General features: G+C 63.6%; 17 protein-coding genes and 4 tRNA genes. 10 read left to right on the forward strand and 11 right to left on the reverse strand.

Annotated features, from left to right (window positions below):
* The first annotated feature begins 57 nt into the window (after positions 1 to 57).
* Positions 58 to 1,998 (forward strand): 1-deoxy-D-xylulose-5-phosphate synthase, encoded by a 1,941-nt coding sequence (gene dxs / locus JOE66_RS08695; RefSeq protein WP_205108583.1) that lies wholly within the window; start codon positions 58 to 60, stop codon positions 1,996 to 1,998.
* 176 nt (positions 1,999 to 2,174) lie between these two features.
* On the opposite strand, the gene JOE66_RS08700 is transcribed toward dxs, so the two are convergent.
* The 4 genes from JOE66_RS08700 to JOE66_RS08715 all read right to left on the reverse strand — a co-directional run bounded on the left by JOE66_RS08700 (position 2,175) and on the right by JOE66_RS08715 (position 7,552).
* Positions 2,175 to 4,310 carry a 3-hydroxyacyl-CoA dehydrogenase NAD-binding domain-containing protein gene (locus tag JOE66_RS08700; RefSeq protein ID WP_205108585.1) on the reverse strand — a complete coding sequence of 712 codons (2,136 nt, stop codon included), beginning with the start codon at positions 4,308 to 4,310 and terminating at the stop codon, positions 2,175 to 2,177.
* A 21-nt stretch (positions 4,311 to 4,331) separates the two neighbouring features.
* A complete protein-coding gene (locus JOE66_RS08705; RefSeq protein WP_205108587.1) occupies positions 4,332 to 5,543 on the reverse strand; it encodes a thiolase family protein in 1,212 nt (403 codons plus the stop codon).
* 127 nt (positions 5,544 to 5,670) lie between these two features.
* On the reverse strand, positions 5,671 to 6,951 hold the full coding sequence (locus tag JOE66_RS08710) for an HRDC domain-containing protein (protein WP_205108589.1): 1,281 nt from the start codon (positions 6,949 to 6,951) through the stop codon (positions 5,671 to 5,673).
* A gap of 4 nt (positions 6,952 to 6,955) precedes the next feature.
* On the reverse strand, positions 6,956 to 7,552 hold the full coding sequence (locus JOE66_RS08715) for a DUF3000 domain-containing protein (RefSeq protein WP_205108591.1): 597 nt from the start codon (positions 7,550 to 7,552) through the stop codon (positions 6,956 to 6,958).
* Between the two features lie 128 nt (positions 7,553 to 7,680).
* Between JOE66_RS08715 and JOE66_RS08720 the strand changes: the two genes are divergently transcribed.
* On the forward strand, positions 7,681 to 8,919 hold the full coding sequence (locus JOE66_RS08720) for an alpha/beta hydrolase family protein (RefSeq protein ID WP_205108593.1): 1,239 nt from the start codon (positions 7,681 to 7,683) through the stop codon (positions 8,917 to 8,919).
* On the opposite strand, the gene JOE66_RS08725 is transcribed toward JOE66_RS08720, so the two are convergent.
* Together JOE66_RS08725 and JOE66_RS08730 are read right to left on the reverse strand one after the other, a co-directional pair.
* Positions 8,911 to 9,360 (reverse strand): SufE family protein, encoded by a 450-nt coding sequence (locus JOE66_RS08725; RefSeq protein WP_205108595.1) that lies wholly within the window; start codon positions 9,358 to 9,360, stop codon positions 8,911 to 8,913. The genes JOE66_RS08720 and JOE66_RS08725 overlap by 9 nt on opposite strands.
* Positions 9,361 to 9,428: 68 nt before the next feature.
* Positions 9,429 to 10,334 (reverse strand): sulfurtransferase, encoded by a 906-nt coding sequence (locus tag JOE66_RS08730; protein ID WP_205108597.1) that lies wholly within the window; start codon positions 10,332 to 10,334, stop codon positions 9,429 to 9,431.
* 61 nt (positions 10,335 to 10,395) lie between these two features.
* Here JOE66_RS08730 and zapE point away from each other — a divergent pair, with 61 nt between their 5' ends.
* Both zapE and JOE66_RS08740 read left to right on the forward strand, forming a co-directional pair.
* Positions 10,396 to 11,427: a cell division protein ZapE gene (zapE, locus tag JOE66_RS08735; protein ID WP_205108599.1), complete on the forward strand. Its 1,032-nt coding sequence runs from the start codon at positions 10,396 to 10,398 to the stop codon at positions 11,425 to 11,427.
* Between the two features lie 292 nt (positions 11,428 to 11,719).
* Positions 11,720 to 13,042 carry an ammonium transporter gene (locus tag JOE66_RS08740; RefSeq protein WP_205108601.1) on the forward strand — a complete coding sequence of 441 codons (1,323 nt, stop codon included), beginning with the start codon at positions 11,720 to 11,722 and terminating at the stop codon, positions 13,040 to 13,042.
* A 113-nt stretch (positions 13,043 to 13,155) separates the two neighbouring features.
* Here the strand turns inward: JOE66_RS08740 and JOE66_RS08745 are convergent, their stop codons facing one another.
* The 4 genes from JOE66_RS08745 to JOE66_RS08760 form a co-directional block, all read right to left on the reverse strand.
* Complete coding sequence (locus tag JOE66_RS08745) at positions 13,156 to 14,949, reverse strand: long-chain-fatty-acid--CoA ligase (RefSeq protein WP_205108603.1); 1,794 nt, start codon at positions 14,947 to 14,949, stop codon at positions 13,156 to 13,158.
* 147 nt (positions 14,950 to 15,096) lie between these two features.
* Complete coding sequence (locus tag JOE66_RS08750) at positions 15,097 to 17,820, reverse strand: MGH1-like glycoside hydrolase domain-containing protein (protein ID WP_205108605.1); 2,724 nt, start codon at positions 17,818 to 17,820, stop codon at positions 15,097 to 15,099.
* Positions 17,821 to 17,859: 39 nt separating this feature from the next.
* Entirely contained in the window at positions 17,860 to 18,408 is a 549-nt protein-coding gene (locus JOE66_RS08755; RefSeq protein ID WP_205108607.1) for a YdcF family protein, read from the reverse strand.
* 93 nt (positions 18,409 to 18,501) lie between these two features.
* Positions 18,502 to 18,574: transfer RNA gene (locus tag JOE66_RS08760), tRNA-Val, on the reverse strand.
* 250 nt (positions 18,575 to 18,824) lie between these two features.
* Between JOE66_RS08760 and JOE66_RS08765 the strand changes: the two genes are divergently transcribed.
* From JOE66_RS08765 to JOE66_RS08785, 5 genes are all read left to right on the forward strand, one after another.
* Positions 18,825 to 18,896: transfer RNA gene (locus tag JOE66_RS08765), tRNA-Gly, on the forward strand.
* 34 nt (positions 18,897 to 18,930) lie between these two features.
* A tRNA-Cys gene (locus tag JOE66_RS08770) sits at positions 18,931 to 19,004 on the forward strand.
* A 63-nt stretch (positions 19,005 to 19,067) separates the two neighbouring features.
* Positions 19,068 to 19,142 (forward strand) — tRNA-Val (locus JOE66_RS08775).
* A gap of 266 nt (positions 19,143 to 19,408) precedes the next feature.
* On the forward strand, positions 19,409 to 19,804 hold the full coding sequence (locus tag JOE66_RS08780) for an ArsR/SmtB family transcription factor (protein ID WP_205108609.1): 396 nt from the start codon (positions 19,409 to 19,411) through the stop codon (positions 19,802 to 19,804).
* 347 nt (positions 19,805 to 20,151) lie between these two features.
* The gene (locus tag JOE66_RS08785) at positions 20,152 to 21,087 is read left to right on the forward strand and encodes a cation diffusion facilitator family transporter (protein ID WP_372435511.1); all 936 of its coding nucleotides are present in this window, start codon (positions 20,152 to 20,154) and stop codon (positions 21,085 to 21,087) included.
* Positions 21,088 to 21,335: 248 nt separating this feature from the next.
* Here JOE66_RS08785 and JOE66_RS08790 read toward each other — a convergent pair whose 3' ends face one another.
* Positions 21,336 to 21,905, reverse strand: a complete 570-nt coding sequence (locus tag JOE66_RS08790) for a recombinase family protein (RefSeq protein ID WP_205108611.1) — start codon at positions 21,903 to 21,905, stop codon at positions 21,336 to 21,338.
* A gap of 664 nt (positions 21,906 to 22,569) precedes the next feature.
* On the opposite strand from JOE66_RS08790, the gene JOE66_RS08795 reads away from it, so the two are divergent.
* Positions 22,570 to 23,763 carry a chymotrypsin family serine protease gene (locus tag JOE66_RS08795; protein ID WP_205108614.1) on the forward strand — a complete coding sequence of 398 codons (1,194 nt, stop codon included), beginning with the start codon at positions 22,570 to 22,572 and terminating at the stop codon, positions 23,761 to 23,763.
* The last annotated feature ends 75 nt before the right edge of the window (positions 23,764 to 23,838 follow it).

The raw sequence follows: 23,838 nt of genomic DNA on the forward strand, positions 1-23,838 counted from the left end.
CCAATAGACTCGTGTGACGGCTGCAGATCATCCGGATTTCGAAAGGTGGGGCACCGCGTGACACTCCTCGAACAGATCACCTCCCCGCGTGACCTCGACGCGTTGACGACCGAACAGCTGATCCAGCTCTCCGGCGAGGTTCGGCAGTTCCTGATCGCCGAAGTCTCGAAGACGGGTGGGCATCTCGGGCCGAACCTCGGAGTGGTCGAACTGACCATCGCCATCCACCGCGTCTTCGACTCACCGCACGACGCGATCGTGTTCGACACCGGGCACCAGTCCTATGTGCACAAGCTCCTGACGGGCCGCCAGGACTTCAGTCACCTGCGTGAGCGCGGAGGCCTGGCCGGGTACCCCCAACGCTCTGAGAGCCCGCACGATGTCGTCGAGAGCTCGCACGCGTCGAGCTCACTTTCGTGGGCTGACGGCATCTCCCGCGCCTTCACGATGACGGGCCAGGCCAACCGTCATGTTGTCGCGGTGGTGGGCGACGGTGCCCTCACCGGGGGCATGACCTGGGAGGCCCTCAACAACATCAGCGACGACAATGACCGCAACCTTGTCATCGTCGTCAACGACAACGGCCGCTCGTACGCGCCGACCATCGGAGGCATGGCACGGTATCTCAACTCGGTACGCACCGCGGCGGGGTACCGTGACCTGCACCACTCGAGCGAACGGCTCTTCGGCCACTTCGGGGCGTTCGGCCGTGCCATCTACCGGGGGGCCCGGGGCGGCATGCACGGCTTTCTCAGCCGCCTGACCAACAACGAGGCCCTGTACTCGAACCTCGATATCAAATACATCGGCCCCATCGACGGGCACGACGTCGAGGCGGTGGAGCAGGCCCTCCACCAGGCCAAGGAGTACCGCCAGCCGGTCATCGTGCACGCCATCACCGAGAAGGGCCGCGGCTACCAGCCGGCCCGGGCCGACGAAGCAGACCAGTTCCACGCCGTCGGCCAGATCGACCCCGAGACCGGCGAGCCGATCGGCAGTGCCTCTGGCGGCCCCTCGTGGACGAGTGTCTTCTCCGACGAGATCGCTGCTCTGGCAGAGAAGAACCCGAAGATCGTCGGCATCACCGCCGCGATGCTCCGGCCGACCGGTCTCCACACACTCGCCGAGCGGTTCCCGTCACGCGTGCTCGACGTCGGCATCGCAGAGCAGCATGCCGTGACGAGCGCAGCAGGAATGGCCTTCGGCGGCCTGCACCCGGTTGTCGCCCTCTACGCCACCTTCATCAACCGGGCCTTCGACCAGGTGCTGATGGACGTCGGGCTCCACCACGCCGGCGTCACCTTCGTTCTCGACCGCGCCGGCGTCACCGGCCCCGACGGGCCAAGCCACCACGGCATCTGGGACCTGGCGATTCTGCAGGTCGTTCCGCACATCCGCCTGAGTGCCCCGCGGGACGCCGTTCGCCTGCGCGAGGTGCTGGCCGAAGCAATTGCTGTCGATGATGCACCGACGGTCATCCGGTTCCCGAAGGGCAGCGTAGGCGCGAACATCGACGCGGTCAGGCGAATGGATGATGGTGTCGACGTTCTGCGCGAGGGCACCCAGAAAGACGTGCTCATCGTCACGGTCGGCCCGTTCGCCTCGATCGGGCTCGACGTCGCCGAGCGCCTTGCCGCACAGGGAATCGGTGCGACCGTCATCGACCCCCGCTGGGTGGTACCGGTTGCGAAGAGCCTCATCGAACTCGCAGCGGAGCACCGTCTGGTGATCACCATCGAAGACGGCATTCGCGTCGGCGGCATCGGCACGCGCATCAGGCAAGACCTGCGGGAGGCCGGCATCGACACCGCCGTGACCGAGCTGGGCCTGCCCGACGAGTTCATCGAGCACGCGACCAGGGCGCAGATCCTCGAAGACGCGAGGCTCACCCCCCAGCACATCGCTCGCGACGTGGTGGCTCAGGTGCTCGGCAGCAAGATTCCCATCGCCCGCCCGCTGCCCGACGACGCCGACTCCCGCCAGCTCGACTCGCACTAGACTTCGGCGTTTCTGGTCGGGTTTCAATACGGCCTACGGCCTACTCAACCAGCGGGAGCAGGGTCGGGTTTCGATACGGCCTACGGCCTACTCAACCAGCGGGTCGACGCTGGTTGAGTAGCACGAAGTTGGGCCCACACCGGATGCTTCCGGCGGGGTGTATCGAAACCCTTCTCCTAGCTGACGCCCGCGATGCGGGGGTGGTGGAAGGTGTCGCCGAACACGCGCTCCGACGCACCGACCCGGTCGAGGTAGGGCGTTGCGCCACCCATCTGGAACGGCCATCCTGCACCCAGGATGAGGCAGAGGTCGATGTCTTCTGCGGCGTGCACCACGTCGTCTTCGAGCATGCGGTGGATCTCATCGGCGAGGCCGTCTTCGACCCGGCGCAGGATCTCGTCGCCCGTCATCGGCGTTGTGCCGCCCGAGACGATCTTCACGGCGGTCTTGTCGAAGCCCTTGATCTTGCCCTTGGCGTCTCGCTCGAAGATCTTGCCGTGTTCGGCCAGCTTGTGCAGGTTCTGGCTCTCGAAGAACCGGTCGGGGAACGCGGCGTGGTGCGTGTCGAGCACGTGTGCACCCACCTTGAGCCCGACGAGTTCGAGCAGTTCGAACGACGTCATCGGGAGGCCGAACGGCGCGAGTGCCGTGTCGACGACCTCGAACGGGGTACCTGTGTCGACGGCGTGCATGGCTTCGCCGAGCAGCTTGGCCAGAATGCGGTTCACCACGAAGCCCGGGGTGTCGCGAGTGATGACGGCGTTCTTGCGGAGCTTCGCTGCAACGACCATCGCCGTGCTGAGAGTCGCATCGTCGGTGAGGGGCGTGTTGACCACCTCGACGAGCGGCATGACGGCCACCGGGTTGAAGAAGTGGAAGCCCACGACCCGCTCGGGGTGCTTGAGGTTCGCCCCGATCTGCTCGACAGACAGTGACGAGGTGTTCGTCGCGAGAACGGCCGTGTCGGAGATGTACTGTTCGACGTCGGCGAAGACCGCCTGCTTCACACCGAGCTCTTCGAACACCGCCTCGATGACCCAGTCCGCGTCGGCGAAGTCGGCCTTGTCGGTGGTGCCGGAGATGAGGGCGTTCAGCCTGTTCGACTCGTCGGACGAGATCCGGCCCTTCTCGAGCAGACCGGCGATCTCGCCGCGGATGTAGTCGAGGCCCTTGTCGACGCGGCCCTGGTCGAGGTCGGTGATGACCACCGGCACCTTGAGCTGCCTGACGAAGAGCAGAGCAAACTGGCTGGCCATGAGGCCTGCGCCGATCACTCCGACCTTGGTGACGGGCTTCGCGAGCTTCTTGTCTGGCGCACCTGCCGGCCGCTTGGCCCGCTTCTGCACCAGGTTGAAGGCGTAGATGCTCGCCCGGAACTGGTCGCCGGCGACGAGGTCGGCAAGCGCGTCGTCCTCGCGGGCGAAACCCTCTTCTTTCGTGCCTGATTTCGCGGCCTTCAGCAGGTCGAGCGCGGCATATGGCGACTTGGCAACCGTACCGATGCGGCTCTCGAGCATCTTGCGGGCGATGCCCACCGCCGCATCCCACTTGACCAGGCGTTCGACCTTGCCGGGCGCGTTCGGGCGCTTGACTGTGATCGAGCCGTCGAGCACACCATCGGCCCAGGTCAGCGACTCCTCGAGGAAGTTCGCCGACGAGAACATGGCATCGGCGATACCGAGTTCGAGAACGTCTTTGCCCTTCAGGGTGCGATTGTTCTTGAGCGGGTTCTCGATGATCACCTTGAGGGCGTTCTCGATGCCGATCAGGTTCGGCAGCAGGCATGCGCCGCCCCAACCGGGGATGATGCCGAGGAAGACCTCGGGCAGGGCCAGCGCGGGAATCGACGAGTCGACGGTGCGGTAGTCGGCTGCGAGACCGATCTCGACGCCACCGCCGAGGGCGAGCCCGTTGATGAAGGCGAACGAGGGCACACCGGTCTCACCGAGCTTGGTGAGAACGTAGTGGCCGAGCTGGGCCATCTGCTTCGCCATCGCGTGCGACGACACCTCGCCCACCTTGCTCAGGTCGGCACCGGCGGCCAGGATGAACGGCTTGCCTGTGACGGCGACCGCGTCGATCTCACCCTTCGCGGCACGCTGCCGCAGGGCATCCAGAACCTCGCCGTATTCGACGAGAGTGACGGGCCCGAGGGTGCTCGGACGGGTGTGATCACGATCATTGTCGAGCGTGATGAGTGCGAGGGTCTTGCCGCTCTTCAGGGGAACGTCACGCACATACGAGTGCGTGACGACCTCGTCGACAGAGAAGGCGATGAGCTCGGAGAAGTCGATCTGTGAATAGTCAGTCATGGTCGTGTCAGCCGTGTCGCCCTAGCGACGTGCCTTCTTCGCCTTTCGGTCGTAGTTCGGGTTCTCCCAAATGACAGTGCCGCCCTGGCCGAGGCCGATGCACATTGCCGTGAGGCCGTAACGCACCTCGGGGTGCTCAGAGAACTGGCGGGCGAGCTGGTTCATCAGGCGAACGCCAGAAGAGGCGAGTGGATGCCCGATGGCAATAGCTCCGCCGTATTCATTCACTCGTTCGTCGTCGTCGTCGATGCCGAAGTGGTCGAGGAACGACAGCACCTGCACAGCGAATGCCTCGTTGAGTTCGAACAGCCCGATGTCGGTGATCGAGAGGCCGGCCTTCTTGAGGGCCTTCTCGGTGGAAGGAACGGGCCCGATGCCCATGATCTCGGGTTCGACGCCGGCGAACGCGAAGCTGACCATGCGCATCTTGGCGGTGAGGCCGAGCTCTTTGACGGCGTCGCCGCTGGCGAGGATGCAGGCCGTTGCGCCGTCATTCAGCCCAGAGGAGTTTCCGGCGGTGACCCGGCCGTGGGGGCGGAACGGCGTGCGCAGAGTCGCGAGCCCCTCCATCGTGGTCTCGGGGCGCGGTGCTTCGTCGGCGGTTGCGAGGCCCCAGCCCGTGGCGCTTCGCGTGGCAACCGGGATCAGGTCGGGCTGGATCTTGCCGGCCGCGTAGGCCGCCGCAACCTTCTGCTGGCTGCGCAGGGCGTAGTGGTCTGAACGCTCCTTGGTGAGCTGCGGGAAGCGGTCGTGGATGCGCTCCGCAGTCGAGCCCATGTTCAGTGCCTCTTCGCTCACCAGCCGTTCGGCCAGGAAGCGTGGGTTGGGGTCTGCGCCGAATCCCATGGGGTGACGGCCCATGTGCTCGACACCGCCGGCGATGACGACGTCGTAGGCGCCGAAGCCGATTCCGCTGCCCGTCGTGGTCACACTCGTCATGGCGCCGGCGCACATGCGGTCGATGGCGAACCCGGGAACGGACTTCGGCAGCCCGGCGAGGAGGGCAGCCGTTCGGCCGAGGGTCAGGCCCTGGTCACCCTGCTGGGTCGTGGCCGCGATGGCGACCTCGTCGATGCGCTCGGGTGGCAGCCCGGGGTTGCGTTCCAGGAGCCCCATCATGGCCTTCACCACGAGGTCATCGGCCCTGGTCTGCCAGAACATGCCCTTTTCACCCGCACGCCCGAACGGCGTGCGAACTCCATCAACAAAAACGACTTCAGATATTTCGGCCACTATGCCTCATGCCTCTCGGTTTACGTGCTGATCTCCACAGTGCAGGGTTTCACCCGCGCCGTCATTCGACCGTGCTGTCATTCACCATAAACAGCGGCCGATTCGCGTCGAAATCGTTTGACTGTTCCTACGATCCGTCTTCGTCCGCGTCGACTGGCTGTTGGAGGGCTTGTACAAAGGCATCGGCGATCGGCTGTGCAGTAAGCCCAACCTGCCACGGCCGCGCACCAGCAGTTTCCAGCGCACTGGCGATGGTTTCGACGTCGAGGGAGGCGGGCGGAGTCCAGGCGAGTCGACGAAGGACCTCGGGGGTGAGCAGGTTCTCAAGGGGGATGCGCTCGGCCTCGCCCACGCCGAGCAGTGCGATGCGGGCCAGCTTGAGCCGGGCATCCGCCTCGGGATTGCGGTCTGACCAGCTTCGGGGCGGCGGGAGCGTGTCGCTCGTCCGTGACAGCTGGGGTGCGGTCGTCGCATTGCGGCCGATCTCGATGGCAGCCCACCATCGGTCGAGCTCTGAGCGGCTGGCCCTGCCGGTGAACTCGCGGAGGGAGGCAAGTTCACGTTTTGAGGCCGGCAACGCCCGGGCCGCCGCAGTGAGCGCGAGATCGGGGACGAGTCTGCCCGGCGCAATGTCGGTCTCACGCGCGAGCTGGTCCCTGGCCAGCCACAGTTCGCGCGCGGCGGTGAGGTTCTTCGCCCCGCGCAGGGAATGCACGCCCGACAGCCGGCGCCACGGATCTGCGGCAATCGGCTTGGCGGTCTTGTCGAGGGTCGCCTGGAACTCCTGGCGTGCGATCTCTGTCTTGCCCTGTGAATCGAGCATCTCGGTCATGACATCGCGGAGGTCGATGAGCAGTTCGACGTCGAGCGCCGCATACTCGAGCCAGGTCGCCGGCAGCGGCCTGGTCGACCAGTCGGCGGCCGAGTGTTCCTTGGCGAGATGGATGCCCAGCAGCTCTTCGACGACCGTTCCCAGCCCCACCCGTGGCAGGCCCAGCAGTCTCGCGCCGAGTTCGGTGTCGAAGATCAGTGTGGGGTCGAAACCGACCTCGCGCAGGCACGCGAGATCCTGGCTTGCCGCGTGCAGCACCCATTCCTCGTTCGAGATGACGCTGGCGAGTTCGGTGAATGCGCCGATCGGTGGAGGGTCGAACAGGAAGGTGCCCGCGCCCCGACGGTAGATCTGGATGAGATAGGCGCGCTGGGAATAGCGAAATCCCGACGCTCGCTCTGCATCGATTGCAAGCGGGCCTGTGCCCCTGGCGATAAGCGCGACGGCCTCGAGATACTCGGGGTGCGAGTCGATCACGTGACGCGGCTCGGTCACTGCGGCAGAGGGGGTGGCGGCAGAGGGGGTGCCTGCAGAGGGGGCGCCTGCATCAAGGGAGGCAGAAACGGAGTCACTCACGAGATCACTCACGCGCTGCGCGCCGGGCCTGGAGCAGCGTCACTCCCTCGGCAACAGGCGGCAGTCCTGCGAGCATGCACAGGAGGTCACCCCAGGCTTCGACATGGGCCTTCACATTGCCATCTCCCGGCGTCCACGAAGCGCGGAGCTCGATCTGGGCGCCGTCGCCCTGCGCAGACAGCTCCCCGAATCCCGTGGAGATGATCTTTGTTGCAGTTCCCGAAGCATGTGAATAGTCTGCACCCTGCGCGTCGAGCGCATCAATCAGCCACGACCACGTTACGTCTGCAAGAAACGGATCGAGGCCGATCTCGGTCTCCAGCGGAGCCTGAACGAAGCACACGACGCGAAAAGCCCCGCCCCAGGCGACTGGCTCGTCGGGGTCGTACAGCAGGATGAAACGGCCCGTGCCGAGGTCGGAGTCAGTGCCGTGACGCAGGGGTGTCACGTCAGCAGACAGGGCGATGGTGTGGGGCGCGAGGTTCGCCGGAGAGGCTATCTCCTTGACCACGAGTTCTGGCCGGGCCGCAGCGCTGCGAAGTGAGCCCAGCGCCTCGGCGAATGCCGCAGGCAGAGCGGGGCTGGAGTCGGAATCGGGCACGTGGCCAGACTAGAGTTTTTTGAAGTACTCGCACGCGAGGCTCGCCGCTTGAGCGTGCACCATCGGCGCCCAGACGGGCGGCGAGCCCCACAATGACAGGAGATGCGTACAGTGAGAGGCCTTCAGGCATGAGCGGCAATCGAGCTGGCGCCGAACGTGCTGGGTCCCATCGGGCCAGCCGGAGTGACACCGTCTCGCCGTGGGTGCTCGGGCTCATCGCTGTGGGTGCAGCGGCCAGTGCCACAGCAGCAGTGGCCGCCTTCGTCACCGCCAAGTTCTCCCGGTCGGTGGTGATCCCAACGGATTCATCCGATGAGTCGTTACGCATCCACTCGGTCGACGAGGGTGACGGCACCATCACCCTCGGTGTATCAGCAGACTCCCTGGTCGCCGGAAGGTACAGTCTCTGGTTCGCCGGCGGCACCGGTCACGCCAGGGTCGGCGACATCGTCTCGGTGACGGCCGGCCGGGTGACACGCAGACTCGAGCGGGTCGACTACGGTGACCTCGCGGATGCCCGGTGGTGCCGCCTCGGCAGCTGGTACTACCTCGACCCCCGTGAAACAGGTCTCGACGTCGTCGACGTCGAGGTCGAGACCGAACTCGGCCTCGCACCCGCGTGGTTCGTGCCAGCCACCGATGACCAGGGGCACCCCAGCGACCGGTGGGTCATCCAGGTGCACGGCAGGGGCGTTCGCCGGGCAGAGACGATCCGGGCGCTTCCGCTCTTTCACGAACTCGGCTACAGCACCCTGCAGATCTCGTACCGCAACGACGGCGAGGCACCACGGAGCCCCGACGGGCGTTACGCCCTCGGCGACACGGAATGGCACGATGTCGACGCCGCGATGAAGTACGCGATCGACAACGGTGCCAAGCAGCTCATCCTGATGGGCTGGTCAATGGGTGGCGCGACAGTACTTCAGGCGGCGACACGGTCGGTCCGGGCATCCTATCTGCGTGCCGTCGTGCTCGACTCGCCCGTGGTCGCCTGGAGCGACACGATCGTGTTCCAGGGACACCTGAACCACCTGCCGGAGCCGATTTCGAAAGGGGTGATGGCGACCATCGGCAGTGGAGTGGGCAAGTTCGTGGCCGGCCAGGCCCAGCCGATCAATTTCAAGAGACTCGACTTCGTGGCCCGTGCGGCCGAGATCACGTTCCCGATCCTCATCCTGCACAGCGATGACGACGGCTTCGTGCCCTCGACGGCCTCGAGGCGCCTGGCCGAGGCCCGGCCAGACGTCGTCACGCTCGTTCCGTTCTCGATCGCCAAGCACGTGCGCCTGTGGAACTACGACCCCGTCCGCTGGACGAACTCGATCCGCGACTGGCTCACCTCACGAGGACTGGCCGCCTCAGACTGATGCAGCGCGCAGTAGCTCGCGCACCTGGCGCTTCGCTCGCCCCAGCATTCCGCTCATTCCTCGAAGTCTGAGCGGCGAGACGGCCTGAGAGAGACCGAGCATCTGCGGGAAGTCATCGGGAACAGCGAGCAGCTGCTCCGTCGTCAAGCCGGTGAGCCCCTGCGCGAGAATCGACGCGAATCCGCGGGTGGTGGGGGACTCCTCGGGAGCCGTCGCGAAGAAGTGCACCACCGCCTTCTCGTCGACCTCCACGAAGATGAAGACCGGCGACTGGCACTCGACGACCTTCTCCAGCAGCTCCGGATGATCGGCATACCGTTGCGGGAGGTCAGGTAACTCGTTCGAGAACTCCAGAAGCAGCTGCAGCCGCTCCTTCTGCGTGAGCGCGAGGAAGTCGTCGCGAATCTCGGCGAGAACAGGGAGCAGATCGGTGTCAGACATGATGCTCCATTGTCTCAGGAACGATCCTCACGAGTGACCGTGAGGATCGAACCTGATGCCACTCCTCTTCAGCGAGCGATGTGTTCGCCCGGCTCCGACCCCTGAACAATGGGAACGCGGACGGCGGAGCCCCACTCCGTCCATGAGCCGTCGTAGTTGCGCACGCCCTCGAACCCGAGCAGGTGCGTCAGCACGAACCAGGTGTGGCTCGAACGTTCGCCGATGCGGCAGTAGGCGACCACCGCGTCGTCGTCGGTGAGACCGAGTTGGTCGCGGTAGATCGCGTTCAGGTCAGCGAGCGGCTTGAACGTGCCGTCTTCTGCGGCTGCCTTGGACCAGGGAACGTTGTGGGCACTCGGAATGTGCCCAGCACGCAGGGCGCCCTCTTCAGGGTAGGCCGGTGCGGTGGTGCGTTCTCCGCTGTATTCCTCTGGCGATCGAACGTCGACGAGCTTTCCGCCTCCGTTCAGGTGCGGCACGATGTCGTCTTTGAACGCGCGGATCTCGACGTCGCTGCGCTCGGAGATCGGATATTCGACCGGTGTCACCTCCGGCTCGTCCGTGGTGATGGCACGCCCTTCGGCAATCCATTTGTCACGGCCACCATCGAGCAGACGGACGTCTTCGTGGCCGAAGAGGCTGAAGACCCAGAGGGTGTAGGCAGCCCACCAGTTGCTCTTGTCGCCGTAGATGACGACGGTGGAGTTGCGGGTGATGCCCCGGGAGCCTGCGAGCGTGGCGAACTCCTCGCCGAAGATGTAGTCCCGTGTCACCGGGTCGTTGAGATCGGTGTGCCAGTCGATCTTCACCGAACCGGGAATGTGGCCGGTCTCATAGAGCAGAACGTCTTCGTCGGACTCGACCACGACGACATCGATGTCATCGAGATGCGCTTCGAGCCACTCGGTGCTCACCAGCCGGTCTGGGTGTGCGTATTCGGCGAACTTCGGGCTGGTGTCTGTTTCGACGGCCATTGTTACCTCCTTGCGGCCCCGGGGAGGGCCGATCTTCGATCGTGCGCTTTAATAGCCAGTGATGACAACTGACAGCACAACTCTTCCTCTGCACCTCGTCGACCTCCGGCCCACTCTGAGTGGCGCGGAGATGGCTGCGGTGCTTGTGCCACCACGCCAGTTTGACACGGCATCGTTCGACTCCTACCGGCCTGACCCCGATCATCCGTCACAAGCCGCAACACTTCAGGCGGTGAGAGAGTTCGCCGGCAGCTGGGCCCCGGCGAAACAGACCGGGTTCTTCGGGCGCGGCAAGAAGGCTCCAGCAGCGAAAGCGGGAATCTACCTCGACGGCGGGTTCGGTGTCGGAAAGACTCACCTGCTCGCCGCCCTCTGGCACGCGGCTCCCGGTCCCAAATACTTCGGCACCTTCATTGAGTTCACCGCTCTGGTCGGCGCCCTCGGGTACGCCGAGACCGTGAAGCTGCTGACGAGCGCGAAACTGATCGCCATCGACGAGTTCGAACTCGACGACCCGGGCGACACCATGATGATGACGCGACTGCTCGGTGATCTCGTCGCGACCGGCAGCAAGCTCGCCGCGACATCGAATACGCCCCCGAATGCCCTGGGGGAGGGGCGGTTTGCTGCACAGGACTTCCTGCGGGAGATCCAGGCGCTGGCCGACCGCTTCGACATCATCCGCATCGACGGCCTCGACTACCGCCGCCGTGACATCGAGGGCCACGCGAAGTCGTTGAGCGCTGAAGACCTGGCCACGCAGATCAGCACACTCGAAACGAACGGCGCCCGATTCACCGTCGACTCCTTCTCGCAGATCGTGGCCTTCCTCGGTTCGCTCCACCCCTCGAAGTACATCAAGCTCCTCGACGATGTCGACGCTCTGGTGATGACCGACGTGGTCGAACTGCACAACCAGACGGATGCCCTGCGGCTCGTCGCCTTCATCGATCGCGTCTACGACGCTCAGCTGCCCATCTACGCCTCTGGTGTTCCACTGGACCAGGTGTTCGCCGGTGACATGCTGAACGGCGGCTACCGAAAGAAGTACCTGCGTTCGGTCTCTCGCCTCATCGCCTCGACCCAGTACTGACCCTGTCGACCGAGTCCGTGCGCGTTCCCGGTGCGGCGTGCTCTGGAAGCTTCTGAATACCGTTCATTTGTGCCCCAAATAAGGGGTATAAATTTCAATGGAATTGTCGGTTCGCCGAAACACAGTTGTTACATAGGGCGCAATCGCGTTACGCGCTCGAAACATGGTTCGACACCTGTCGAAACCTCGACCCACGATGCTAACGGTGTAGCCGAGGCGAGCAGATCCCGACATGAACCCGGATTGTCCTGCGCACCGGTGCATTTACTCGGTTCGAGAGAGGTAATTTTCTATGCACTTCCTAGCAGATGATCCAACTACAGGAGATCTGGCAACAACGATCAATGCACTGTGGCTGCTGGTAGCCGCCGCGCTCGTCCTGGTCATGACTCCCGGTGTCGCGTTCTTCTACGGCGGCATGGTCAAGGCAAAGAGTGTCGTCAGCATGATGATGATGAGCTTCGGAGCCATGGGCCTCGTGGGTGTGCTCTGGATGATCTACGGCTACGGCCTCGCATTCGGAACGGTCGCCGGCGACACGAGCAACGACCTCATCAAGGGGGTTCTGGGTAACCCGACCGGCCAGTTCTTCCTGGGCGACCTGATCTCGGCACCCGATGGATCGGGCCCGAGCCTCTTCGGACTCGCCTTCGCCGGCTTCCAGGCGACGTTCGCCATTATCACGGTGGCCCTGATCTCCGGTGCGATCGCAGACCGCGCCAAGTTCGGTGCCTGGATGGTCTTCGCCTTCTTCTGGGTGACCATCGTGTACTTCCCCGTCGCTCACTGGGTGTTCAACTTCACCCTCACCGACGGGGTCGTCTCCGACGGCGGCTGGATCGTCTACAACCTCGGCGTGAACGACTTCGCCGGTGGTACCGCGGTGCACATCAACGCCGGTGCTGCGGGCCTCGCCCTGGCCCTGGTCCTCGGCAAGCGCATCGGGTTCCAGAAGGGGATCCAGAAGCCTCACAACGTGCCCCTGACCCTGCTCGGTGCTTCGCTGCTCTGGTTCGGCTGGTTCGGCTTCAACGCCGGTTCTGAAGCAGCTGTCGACGGCATCGCGGCCACCGCCTGGATCAACACGCTCGCCGCTCCTGCCGCTGCCATCCTGGGTTGGTTGATCGTCGAGAAGATCAAGGACGGCAAGGCCACCTCGATCGGTGCTGCTTCGGGCGCCGTCGCCGGTCTGGTCGCCATCACCCCGGCGTGTAACATCCTGACGCCCGGCTGGGGCATGCTCCTCGGCCTGATCACCGGTGCCGTCTGCGCCGTCGCCATCGAGCTGAAGTTCAAGCTCGGCTTCGACGACTCACTCGACGTCGTGGGCATCCACCTCGTCGGTGGAATCATCGGTACCCTCTACATCGGTATCTTCGGTAACGGAATCGGCCTCATCGACCGGATCGCTGCTGGCGACGCGACGCCGTTCTCACAGCTCGGTGCTCAGGCGCTCGGCGCCTTCTCGGTGCTGATCTACTCCTTCGTTCTCGCCTGGATCATCGGCACGATCATCCAGAAGACGATGGGTTTCCGCATCACCAACGAAGACGAGATCGCTGGCGTCGACACAGTGGTTCACGGCGAAGAGAGCTACGCACTCGACGCGGTGTAACCACCACCTGCACCAAACGCTTCACAGCTCGACCCGCTTCACAGCACGAAACCGGGTGTCGCTCCCTCTTCTTGAGGGAGGGCACCCGGTTTCTGCGTGAACGGTGTGAACGCTCAGCTGTCGGTGAGCAGATCCTCGCGCACCCTGCGGCGCAGCACCTTGCCGATGAGCGAGGTGGGAAGCTCGTCGATGACCACGATTCGCCGGGGCACCTTGTAGGCCGTCAGGTGGTCGCGACAGAAGTCCCGGATGCTCTTCTCTTCGAACTTCGCACCCTTCACCAGCACGACCGCAGCGACGACGTCCTCACTCCCGCCGGCACCGGGCAGTCCGACCACCGCGGCGTCCTTCACACTCGGGTGAAGGCGCACCGCCTCCTCGACCTCCGACGGCGAGACGTTGAATCCGCCAGTGATGATGAGCTCTTTGATGCGGTCGACGACCGTGACGAACCCTTCGGCGTCACTGGTCACGATGTCACCCGTGCGGAACCAGCCGTCCTCGATCAGCACGTCACGCGTCTGGTCGGGCTTCTGCCAGTATCCGGCGAAGACCTGCGGACCCCGGATCAGGAGTTCCCCCGCTTCGCCCTGGGGCAGGTCGAGCGTCGGGTCTTCGCGGTCGACGATGCGGATCTCCGTGCTGGGGAACGGCACACCGATCGTGCCAGCCTTACGAGTCGGCCCGACGGGATTGCCGAGCGCCACGGGAGAGGTCTCGGTGAGGCCGTAGCCTTCAACAAGGATGCCGCCGGTGACCTCTTCCCATAAAGTGACGGTCGAAGCCGGCAGGGTCATCGCGCCAGAGATCGCAAACCGGATACCGTGAAGATCGACGCCTCGGTCCCTGGCCGTCTGGGCGAGCTTCTGGTAGATCGGCGGCACGGCGGGCAGGAACGTCGGGGGGTGCTTCTTCGCGGCGCGAAGAACCAGGTCGACGTCGAACCGGGGAAACAAGACGAGCCGCGCTCCCGCGCTCATGGCAAACGTCAGGCAGAGCGTGAGCCCATAGGCGTGGAACATCGGGAGGGCACCGTAGACGACTTCGCCCCCTTCGCGGAGTTCTGGCAGCCAGGCGCGCCCCTGCAGGGCATTGGCGTGCAGGTTGAGGTGGGTCAGCATCGCGCCTTTCGGGCTGCCGGTCGTGCCACTGGTGTACTGGAGAAGAGCAAGGTCTTCTCTCGTGGGCCCGGGAACCGAATCCTTGATCCGTCGATGATTGAGCAGCGTCTTCCAGGCGGTGGTGTGGCGGGCGACTCCGTGCAGGGCATCGCGCGCCTGTCGCGCCTTCCTCACCGGGAGCCGAAGCGCGATCCGCGTGTGCAGCGGCATGCCTTCGGTCAGGTCGACAGAAATGAGGTGTTCCACGGCAAGATCGTCGGGCATCTTCTGGATCGTTTCGCACACCCTGTCCCAGGCGATGACGACCCGTGCGCCGTGGTCTTCGAACTGGTGTCGCAGCTCTTTCGGCGTGTAGAGCGGGTTGTGCTCGATGACGATGGCGCCGAGTCGCAGCACAGCGTAGAAGGCGGCAATGTGCTGGGGGCAGTTCGGCAGCACCAGGGCGACCCGATCGCCATGTTTCACGCCCAGCCGGCGAAGGCCCTCTGCGGCACGATCGATCTGTTCGCCGAGCTGGTTGTACGTGGTTTCAGCACCGAAGAACTCGAGCGCGATCTGTGGCCCATAGGTCTTCACCGAGGTGCGAATCAAGTCGCTGAGTGACCCCTCGGGCAATTCGATGTCGGTCGGAACGCCAGGCGCATAGCTTGCCAGCCACGGCCGGTCTGCGAGGTTGTTTGCGCGCAATGGAGCACTACCTGAAACAACTCTGGCTGAATCGGGCCCGGCTGGGGCCGTTCCGTCGGATCGTGAACTCTCGCCGTTCGTGTACTCAGTTGTGCTCATGCTCATCTGTGGCTGCAACCTCTCTGTAGCGCCTCAGCACCGTCTACAGCGGCGCAGTTCCCAGACAGTATGCGCGGAGCCGCGACCCCTCCCGTAGCCGACTGTCGGACTCCGACAACCATCAGGCCCGTGTGGGCTGGGCGATTATCAGACTTCGCCGGTCAGCGGTGCCTCACGGCTCCCGGTGGTCAGGATGAGATGCGCGACCAGTGCGGTCCACCCCGTCTGGTGCGAGGCACCGAGGCCCTGGCCGGTATCGCCGTCGAAGTACTCGTAGAAGAAGACGTTGTCCTTCCACCGGGGGTCGGTCGAGAGCAGCTCGTACCGAGCATCCGCTGGCCGCCTGCCATCAGGCCCGGGCAGGAACACGGAGATGAGCCGGTGTGAGAGAGCGTCGGCGACGGAATCGAGGCTCATGAAGACGCCAGAGCCGAGCGGGAACTCGACCTGCGGGTCGACTTGGGGTCCGGGGTCACCGCCAACGGGCTCGTCGACAGCCGAACTGTAGTTGCGGAGCGCTTCGATGAGCAGCACGTTGAGCGGAAACCACACCGGCCCGCGCCAGTTGGAATTGCCTCCGAAGAGCCCGGAGGTGGATTCCGCTGGTTCGTAGTCGACGCTCGCAGTCTGCCCATTCACCTCGACACTGAACGGGTGCTCGCGATGATACGCAGAGATTCCGCGGATACCGTGGTGTGACAGCATCCCCTGCTCGTTGAAGACCTTCGTCACGATGCGGTGCAATCGCTCCGGCGAGACAAGGGCCAGCAGGTACCGGTCGTCCTCCGGCCCGTGGCGGCCATGCACCGCTTTGGCGAGCCGCGGGTGATTGGTGAGAAACCAGGCGACCCGTGTCTTGAACTCCGGCAGATCGAGCTGCCCGCGAGCCACGAAAGCGAGCGAGGCGGCGACGGGCACGAGTCCGACCAGGGATCGGACTTTGAGCGGCACGTCGCGGCCGTCTGCGAGATGGAGCACGTCGTAGAAGTAGGCGTCGGTGTCGTCCCAGAGAGCGGTGTCGTTCGCCGAGTCGGCGATCTGCAGAAAATGCTCGAAGAACTTCGTGGCCACGTCTTCGTACGAGCGGTCGTTCGAAGCAAGTCGAACCGCGATGTTCAGCAGGTCGAGCGCGTACATCGCCATCCACGCCGTCGCATCGGCTTGCTCGAGGATGCCGACTTCGGGCGGCAGTTTCGAGCGGTCGAGGGGGGCGATGTTGTCGAGCCCCATGAACCCGCCCTCGAACAGGTTGTTGTCCCCGTGATCCTTGTTGTTCGTCCACCAGGTGAAGTTCATCAGCAGCTTGTGGAACACCCGCGCCAGAAAGCTGAAGTCGGTTCCGCCGTCGAGCAGAAAGACCTGCAGCGCCGCCCAGGCGTGGGTCGGCGGGTTCACATCGGAGAAGTTCCACTCGTAGGCCGGAAGCTGGCCGCTCGGATGCATGTACCACTCGCGCAGCATGAGAATGAGTTGCGCCTTGGCGAACTCCGGATCGATGTGAGCCAGGGTCACGCAGTGGAAGGCCAGGTCCCAGGCGGCGAACCACGGGTATTCCCACGGGTCGGGCATCAGGATCACATCGTGGGCGTCGAGGTGCCGCCAGTGCTGGTTCCTGATCGTCAGGCGTTCCGGCGGTGGCGGGGGAGAGGCCGGGTCTCCCGCGAGCCACTTGTCGACGTTGAAATGGAAGAACTGCTTCGACCAGAGCAGCCCCGCAAAGGCCTGGCGCAGCACCCGTGCCTCATCGTCGCTGGCGTCGGCGGGCGTGACCCCGGCGTAGAACTCGTCGGCCTCCTGCTTTCGCAGGCTCACCAGCTCATCGAAAGAACCAGTGTCGAACGAACCAGTGTCGAGCGACACAGGGGCCGAGGGCTGCTCCGCGAACCCGCCCGTCAACCGAACCCTGATCACCCGCGACTCTCCCGGTGCAACCTCCACCGAATAGTGCAGCGCCGCCTTTGTCCCCTCATTCGCGGGATTGACCGTCGCAGCTCCCGCAACGATGAAGTCGTTGATGCCGTCTTTGGGGAATGCCGGCGATTCGCGTGCATCGTCGTCCGGGGCACCAGAGGCAAACAGCCGTGCTGTGTTGGTCTCGTTGTCACAGAAGAGTGGATGCCCGCCGGGCTCTCCGATCAGAACCAGGCGGTGCCCATCGGGAGCTTCTCCGACGATGGTCGATGACCCGGCGCGCTCGGGGGAGTGAAGCCGCGGCTTCTCGCCCTGGCCCTCGTACCCCCAGGACCAGGTGTTGCGGTACCAGAGTGTCGGCAGAACCTCGATGGTGGCAGCATCCGAACCGGCGTTCTCGAGCGTGATCTGCATCAGGAGGTCGTGCGGGCCCTCTTTGGCATAGTCGACGGTGACCACCCAGTACCGGGAGTCGTCGAAGATCCCCGTGTCGACCAGCTCGTATTCAGGCTCGAGCTTGCTGCGCCGGGCGTTCGTAGCGATGAGGTCGTCATAGGGGAACTCGGCCTGCGGGTAGTGATAGCGCCACGTGTTGAATGAGTGGGTCGGCGTGCTGTCGAGATACCACCAGTACTCCTTGACGTCTTCGCCGTGATTGCCCTCGGGGCCGGTGAGGCCGAACATGCGTTCTTTGAGAATCGGGTCGACACCGTTGTGCAGGGCAAGGGCGAGGCACCACTTCTGCCCGACGTCGCTGAAGCCCGCCATGCCGTCGTCGTTCCAGCGGTAGGTGCGGCTTCGTGCATGGTCGTGCGGGAACGATGCCCAGGCGTCACCGTCGGCGCTGTAGTCCTCGCGAACCGAACCCCAGGCGCGCTCGGCGACATACGGCCCCCAGTCGCGCCAGGCGACAGACCCGTCGTTCGCCTGCGCCAGCCGGAGCCGTTCGGAGTCAGTCATGGTTACATTCTGTTGCCTGAGCGCGAACTTTGCGCTGCATCAACAGCCGGGTGTCAGTGCCACTTTCACGTAAGCAGCATTCTGGTACGCGAACTGGTACATCCAGTCGATCAGGCTGAGCGGCGTCGTGATGGCCAGCATGTCGAGCTCACCGCTGAAGCAGCGCTGCACGATGATTCGTGCGCGAGTGATGTGCGGCTTGAAGGTGATGACCGTCGCGCTCTTCCAACCGTGTTCTTGGGCCATTCTGCCCAGCCACCGCGCCTCGCCCTGCGTGGTGAATGGATCAGGGACGGCACAGTAGACCATGTAGCTCACCTTCTTCGAGCAGATCCTGTCTGGATCGTCAGTGGTCTTCGACGAGCCGACAGAGACCAGAAGGTTCGAGCTGAGCCCCTTCTTCATAAGGCTCTCGGCAAGGGCTATTCGGTCACTCGTCGCGGGGCCCAACACCAGGACGACATCGGTGCGTTCCGGCCGACCGGTCTGCGGGTACGCGAGATTCGCGACGGCGAAAGCCACAACAAGCGACAATACCGTGGCCACCGCGACCACGGTCACCAGCAGTCTCTTCGAGCGACGCGACATTCTCGTTCCTCCGGATGCGATGCCTGGGGGTGAGGGGACACGTCGCTGTGCGTGGTGCTGTGCCTGTGGTACTTCTGGAACGAACCTTCTGAGTGGGCGATACCGGACTCGAACCGATGACCTCTTCGGTGTGAACGAAGCGCGCTACCAACTGCGCCAATCGCCCGAGAACTCGATGAATCCGGCTGTGTCAACCACGCCAGAGAGCGAATCTCGTGCTCGTCGATACTAGCCGGTCCCGGGCATCCATTGCACATCGACTCGCGCGCACGACCGTGCGAAGAACGGTGCAGCCTCACTGTTACGACACGCAGGCGGCACGGTTTGGCTTTGTGTCTCGGCTTCAGGTAGAGTCTTCCGAGTCGCAGTAGTGCGGCAAAAAGAGCAGTGAAGTTCAGGCAATGCAGTTCAAGAATGCGGATGTGGCGCAGTGGTAGCGCACAACCTTGCCAAGGTTGGGGTCGCGAGTTCGAATCTCGTCATCCGCTCGAGTGTAGTAGTACCGTTGGGGCAACCCTCCATGGTGGCGTGGCCGAGAGGCGAGGCAGCGGCCTGCAAAGCCGTCCACACGGGTTCAAATCCCGTCGCCACCTCCACTCGACAAGTAAGACAACATGTGAAGTAGCACGAAAAGTGCGCCTCACATGTGCACGAAATCTGGGCGGTTGGCGCAGCGGTAGCGCGCTTCCCTGACACGGAAGAGGTCGCTGGTTCGATCCCAGTACCGCCCACCACACGATTTGGCCCAGAACACTGTTCTGGGCCACTTCTGTTTTGCCAGGATCGAGCCGGCGACCGACAAGAATCAGTGAACGCGATGCGTTCACCCCCAGATTCTTGTCCTGGTTCGATCCCAGTACCGCCCACCGCACCCGCTAGTGACTCGCAAACGCCTCCTGAGTCCGCCGCGACGATTTGCGGCGCGTGGAGGAAGCTCAACTCGGCGCGCACGCCTCACGAGGTAGACCGATCGCCTGTCAGCACATGGCATAATCTGCGTATGGATGCAGATACGCGGGCTTGCGGGCGCGAGACCGACAGCGAATACGTCGAGCTTGCCGTCGAAATCTTCGCCATGTTGGCCGACGCGACCAGAGTACGTCTGATTCTCGCGCTGCGCGACGGGGAACTCTCGGTCAACTCGCTCGCTGAGATCGTCGATAAGAGCCCGGCCGCCGTGTCTCAACACCTCGCAAAGCTGCGGCTCGCGCGAATTGTCTCGACGCGGCATCACGGCCAGCGCGTGTTCTACCGGCTCGAGAACGAGCACGCGTCGAAACTCGTCACGGATGCTATCTTCCAGGCAGAACATTCCCTTGGAGACAATCCACGGCACCACCACCCACAGCACCAGCAAGCCCATGAACAAACGACCACGGCAGGCGCGCAACAGTGAAGCACCAGGACCATGAAACCGCGCCAGCTGATCGGAACGCGGAGGGTCACGAGCATCCTGGCCGCAGTGGCGAACCTCACGAACATGAGCACAATAACGAAATTGCGCACGAACACGAACACGAACACGACCATGATCGCGAGGGCGCGCACGACCACCACCACGACCACGGCGACGCGCACGATCACGAAGACGCGCACGATCATGAGCACGGCCACAGTCGCAACAGTCACGGTCATGAGGAAGGACGCGGGCGCGGGCGAGGTCATGACGATGAACTTGAGCACGGGCATGACCATGAGCACGGCCACAGTCACCCCACGGGCATCCGGGGCTTCTTGTTTGGGCTGTTCGTTCCGCACAGCCACGACGCGGCCGATTCGATCGACGATGCACTCGAGGCCAGTTCGACGGGTATTCGCGCGCTGAAGATCAGCCTCTTCATTCTGCTGGGGACTACCCTGCTGCAGTTCGGCGTCTTTCTGATCAGCGGGTCGGTGGCGCTTCTGGCCGACACGATTCACAACTTCTCGGATGCCCTGACCGCAGTGCCTCTCTGGATTGCGTTCGTTCTGGCCCGACGTATCGCCACCAGGCGCTACAACTTCGGTTTCGGCCGTGCCGAGGATCTCGCGGGGCTGTTCATCGTTGCTGTCGTCGCACTGTCGGCGATCGTCGCCGGCTGGGAGGCGATCACCCGGTTCTTCAACCCGATGACGGTCACGAACCTCGGGTGGGTGATCGCCGCGGGGATCATCGGCTTCGCTGGGAACGAGATCGTGGCGATCTATCGCATCCGAGTCGGACAGCAGATCGGCTCGGCAGCCCTGGTCGCAGACGGGGTGCATGCCCGGATCGACGGGTTCACCTCCCTCTCGGTGGTGATCGGGGCGATCGGCGTTCTCCTCGGATTTCCGCTTGCCGATCCGATAGTCGGGCTGTTTATCGCTGTCACGATTCTGGTTCTGCTGTGGGGCACTGTGCGCAGCATCGGCGCGCGCCTGATGGATGGTATTGACCCACACATTCTCGAGCGCGCCGAGGCTGCGCTGACGGCGACCCCGGGCATCCTGTCGGTACCTCGTCTACAGCTGCGCTGGGTTGGTCATCGACTTCAGGGCGCGGCGACGATCCAGGTTAGGGATGCGACGCTTTCCAGCGTGGAGAAGATCGTGCACGAAGCAGAGCACGCGCTCGGGCACGCGTTGCCGAACCTCGACGACATGGTGATCCGCACGAGTACCGTGTCGGGGGCTCCCAGCACGCCGCATCGGCACGACTAGCGTTTCTGGCCCTCTGGTCATCTTGATCTGGTGCGCGGCCGATGTGACGCGTCCTTCAGGGGATTCTTTTGGTCGGCACGATTCTCAGAATGGTGGTGGGTCGTCTGCCGGTTCCCTCGGGTCGTCTGTGCTGTCGGTGAACTGGACGATGGGTTTCGGGGGTTGAGCCGCATTGGAACGGTGAGTCGCGTTTGGGCGAGGTTGGCTAGTTCAGGGGCCCGAGCTGACTGCTTTTGAGGGCACGGCGTTTACTCTGGCGAGGTTGTCGACTGAGTAATGGTTTTGTGGATAACGCCGATCGAGACTCCGGTGGCGGTGGCGATGGTGCGGATGGATTCGCCGCGGGTGCGGCGGGCGAGGATGGCGGCGCGCTTGTCGTCATCGACGACTGGCCGTCGACCCCCGACGTGACCGCGGCGACGTGCGGCTTCCAGCCCGTTTTTGGTCTTGCGGACGATGTCGCGGTGTCGGTCCTCGGATAAAGCGAGTGCGATGTCGAGGATGAGAGATCGTTGGGCGTGGTCGCCGGCCGCGATGCCCTCGAGGACTTTGACGGCGATACCGCGTTGAAAGAGGTCGTTGAGGACGATCAGGCCTTCGAGGAGGTTGCGGCCGAGACGGTCGACTTCTTGAATCGTGAGCATGTCGCCGGGACGGACGTGGGATAGCGCTTCGAGGAGGACCGGCCTGTTCTCGGTGGCGAGGGTGCCGCTGATCTTTTCTTCGAACACTTTCCAGCAGATCGGGTCCAGGGCGTCGTGCTGTCGGCGGGTGTTCTGTTTATCGGTGCTGACTCGGACGAGGCCGATGAGTGTCATAGCCTCAACCTTCGTTCATCAAACGTCGTTTGCCGTTCATGTGAACGCTAGCATTTGATGAACGCCCAGATGAACACATTCGGCTGGTGTGAGGCCGTTTCCGAGGGGGCCGTGTCGGTGTTCGGCAGAGGATCGTTTGATGAACGTTACGTGCGGGCAAGTATTGAGGGGTCTGACCAGGTCAGGAACAGCGGTTGGCGCTAAGGATTAAGGTCGCTTCTGACTCTTGTTGCCAGCCGCAGAATGCGCCCGTAACCGGGTTGCTGACCCGCATAGGGGTGGGAGAGGAACACTGATATTGGTCTGGTCGACGCCAGTGCCCGGGTGAACATCCGAAGGGATACCGAGATAGTCGCTGCGCCGGCACCTCGCTGCTGCGTTGCCCCGCTAGCTGAATGTGTAATTTCTCAGACTACCCTCGTTCGAGGGCCACCCGCCAGTCAGCATTTTGTACGACGGCACAAAGGAGGACTGTGGATTTCTGGAGTGAAGCCTAGTGTCCCCTTGAGGGCATCCGCCCACGAGGGGAACCGTTATGAAATTGCCAGCCAAAGCCAGAGCAGGGACACTCCTACTTGCTGCAGTAGCTCTGACCGTGAGCGTCACGGGCGTAACGAGCGCAGCATACGCCTCATCCGATCCTGTCTCTCCTAGCGGGAGCGGGGTGAGCAGCGCCTTCGTGTCGGAGGTGGGCCAGACGTTCATCGATAACCAACGAAAACTCGGAGAACTGAAGTCCTGGATACTGGCCCAGCCAGATTCAGCAAATAGCGGGTACATCGATCAAATCAACGACGCTCCCGGCCTTTCTACCCAGCTTCTATGGCACGGTGACTCGAAGCTCAAGGCTTCGGTTATCGCGGAAGCCGCAAGGCGCGGGATCAAGGCTACGATCCTCGAACGGCCACACTCTCTCCCTGAAATAAACTCGATCACCAAAAAGCTCGAAGCGCACGCCGATCAACTCGCAGCCGCAGGCTTCACCTTGGCCTCGGTGGTCGGTGTCCAAGTAGACACAGGGGAGATCCAAGTCGAAGGAGCCTACACAGCCGCTTCGTTGAAGTCTGCTGATGCTCAACAACGTTCCGCGGTCAACACCGTCAGCGTTGCTTCCGAACTTGCCGGTGTTCCTGTGAAAGTCGTTGGTGGAGTCACCACCACTCCGACCGTCACGAGAAGCACGGACACTAACCCCTTCTGGGCGGGTGGTTACATGATCAATGCCGGCGGCGGTGTTTGCTCTACCGGTTTCGCACTGAGCTACAACGGAGTCAACCACATCACGACGGCACGTCACTGTAACGCCACCTCGTACACGGCTCGCAACGGGACGGCGAGCTACGGCGGTACCATAGCCACAACATCCGATGCTGCGGTGAGCATTTTGAGCGCAGGCGGCGCGGGGCGAACCTTCGACAACACCTGGGACAACAGCGCCGGCATCAACAAGAGCGTCTACAACATCTACGACGTCGGCCTTAACGACCTCATCTGCACCAGCGGCGGCAATTCAGGCGTTCACTGCAACATCAAAGTGACCGCAATGAACGTCTCATTCAACGACAACACGGGCAACGGCACCATCTCTACGATCCGTGGAGTGCAACAGACGGCCGGTGCGATTGCCAATATCCAAGGCGACAGCGGCGGGCCCGTGTTCATGCCGTACGGTGGCGGCGATGCACAACGCGTTGGCGCAGTCGGCATGATCCAAGGACTTGAATCCGGATCGGTGAGCGGTTGCGGATCAGTCCACGATCAGGGAACGAACCTCTGCTCAAAAACCGTTCTGTTCTCGTCTATTCACACCGCCATCCTCTACGGAGGCTTGGGCCTCAGCCTCGTCAGCGGCGGCTGATTCAGCAAACAACCGGACAGATTTGAGAGAGTGCCCACAGCCGCGTCCACACGTGGGCAGGGGCACTCTCTCTAA

It is taken from the genome of Subtercola frigoramans, assembly GCF_016907385.1.
Taxonomy (GTDB): domain Bacteria; phylum Actinomycetota; class Actinomycetes; order Actinomycetales; family Microbacteriaceae; genus Subtercola; species Subtercola frigoramans.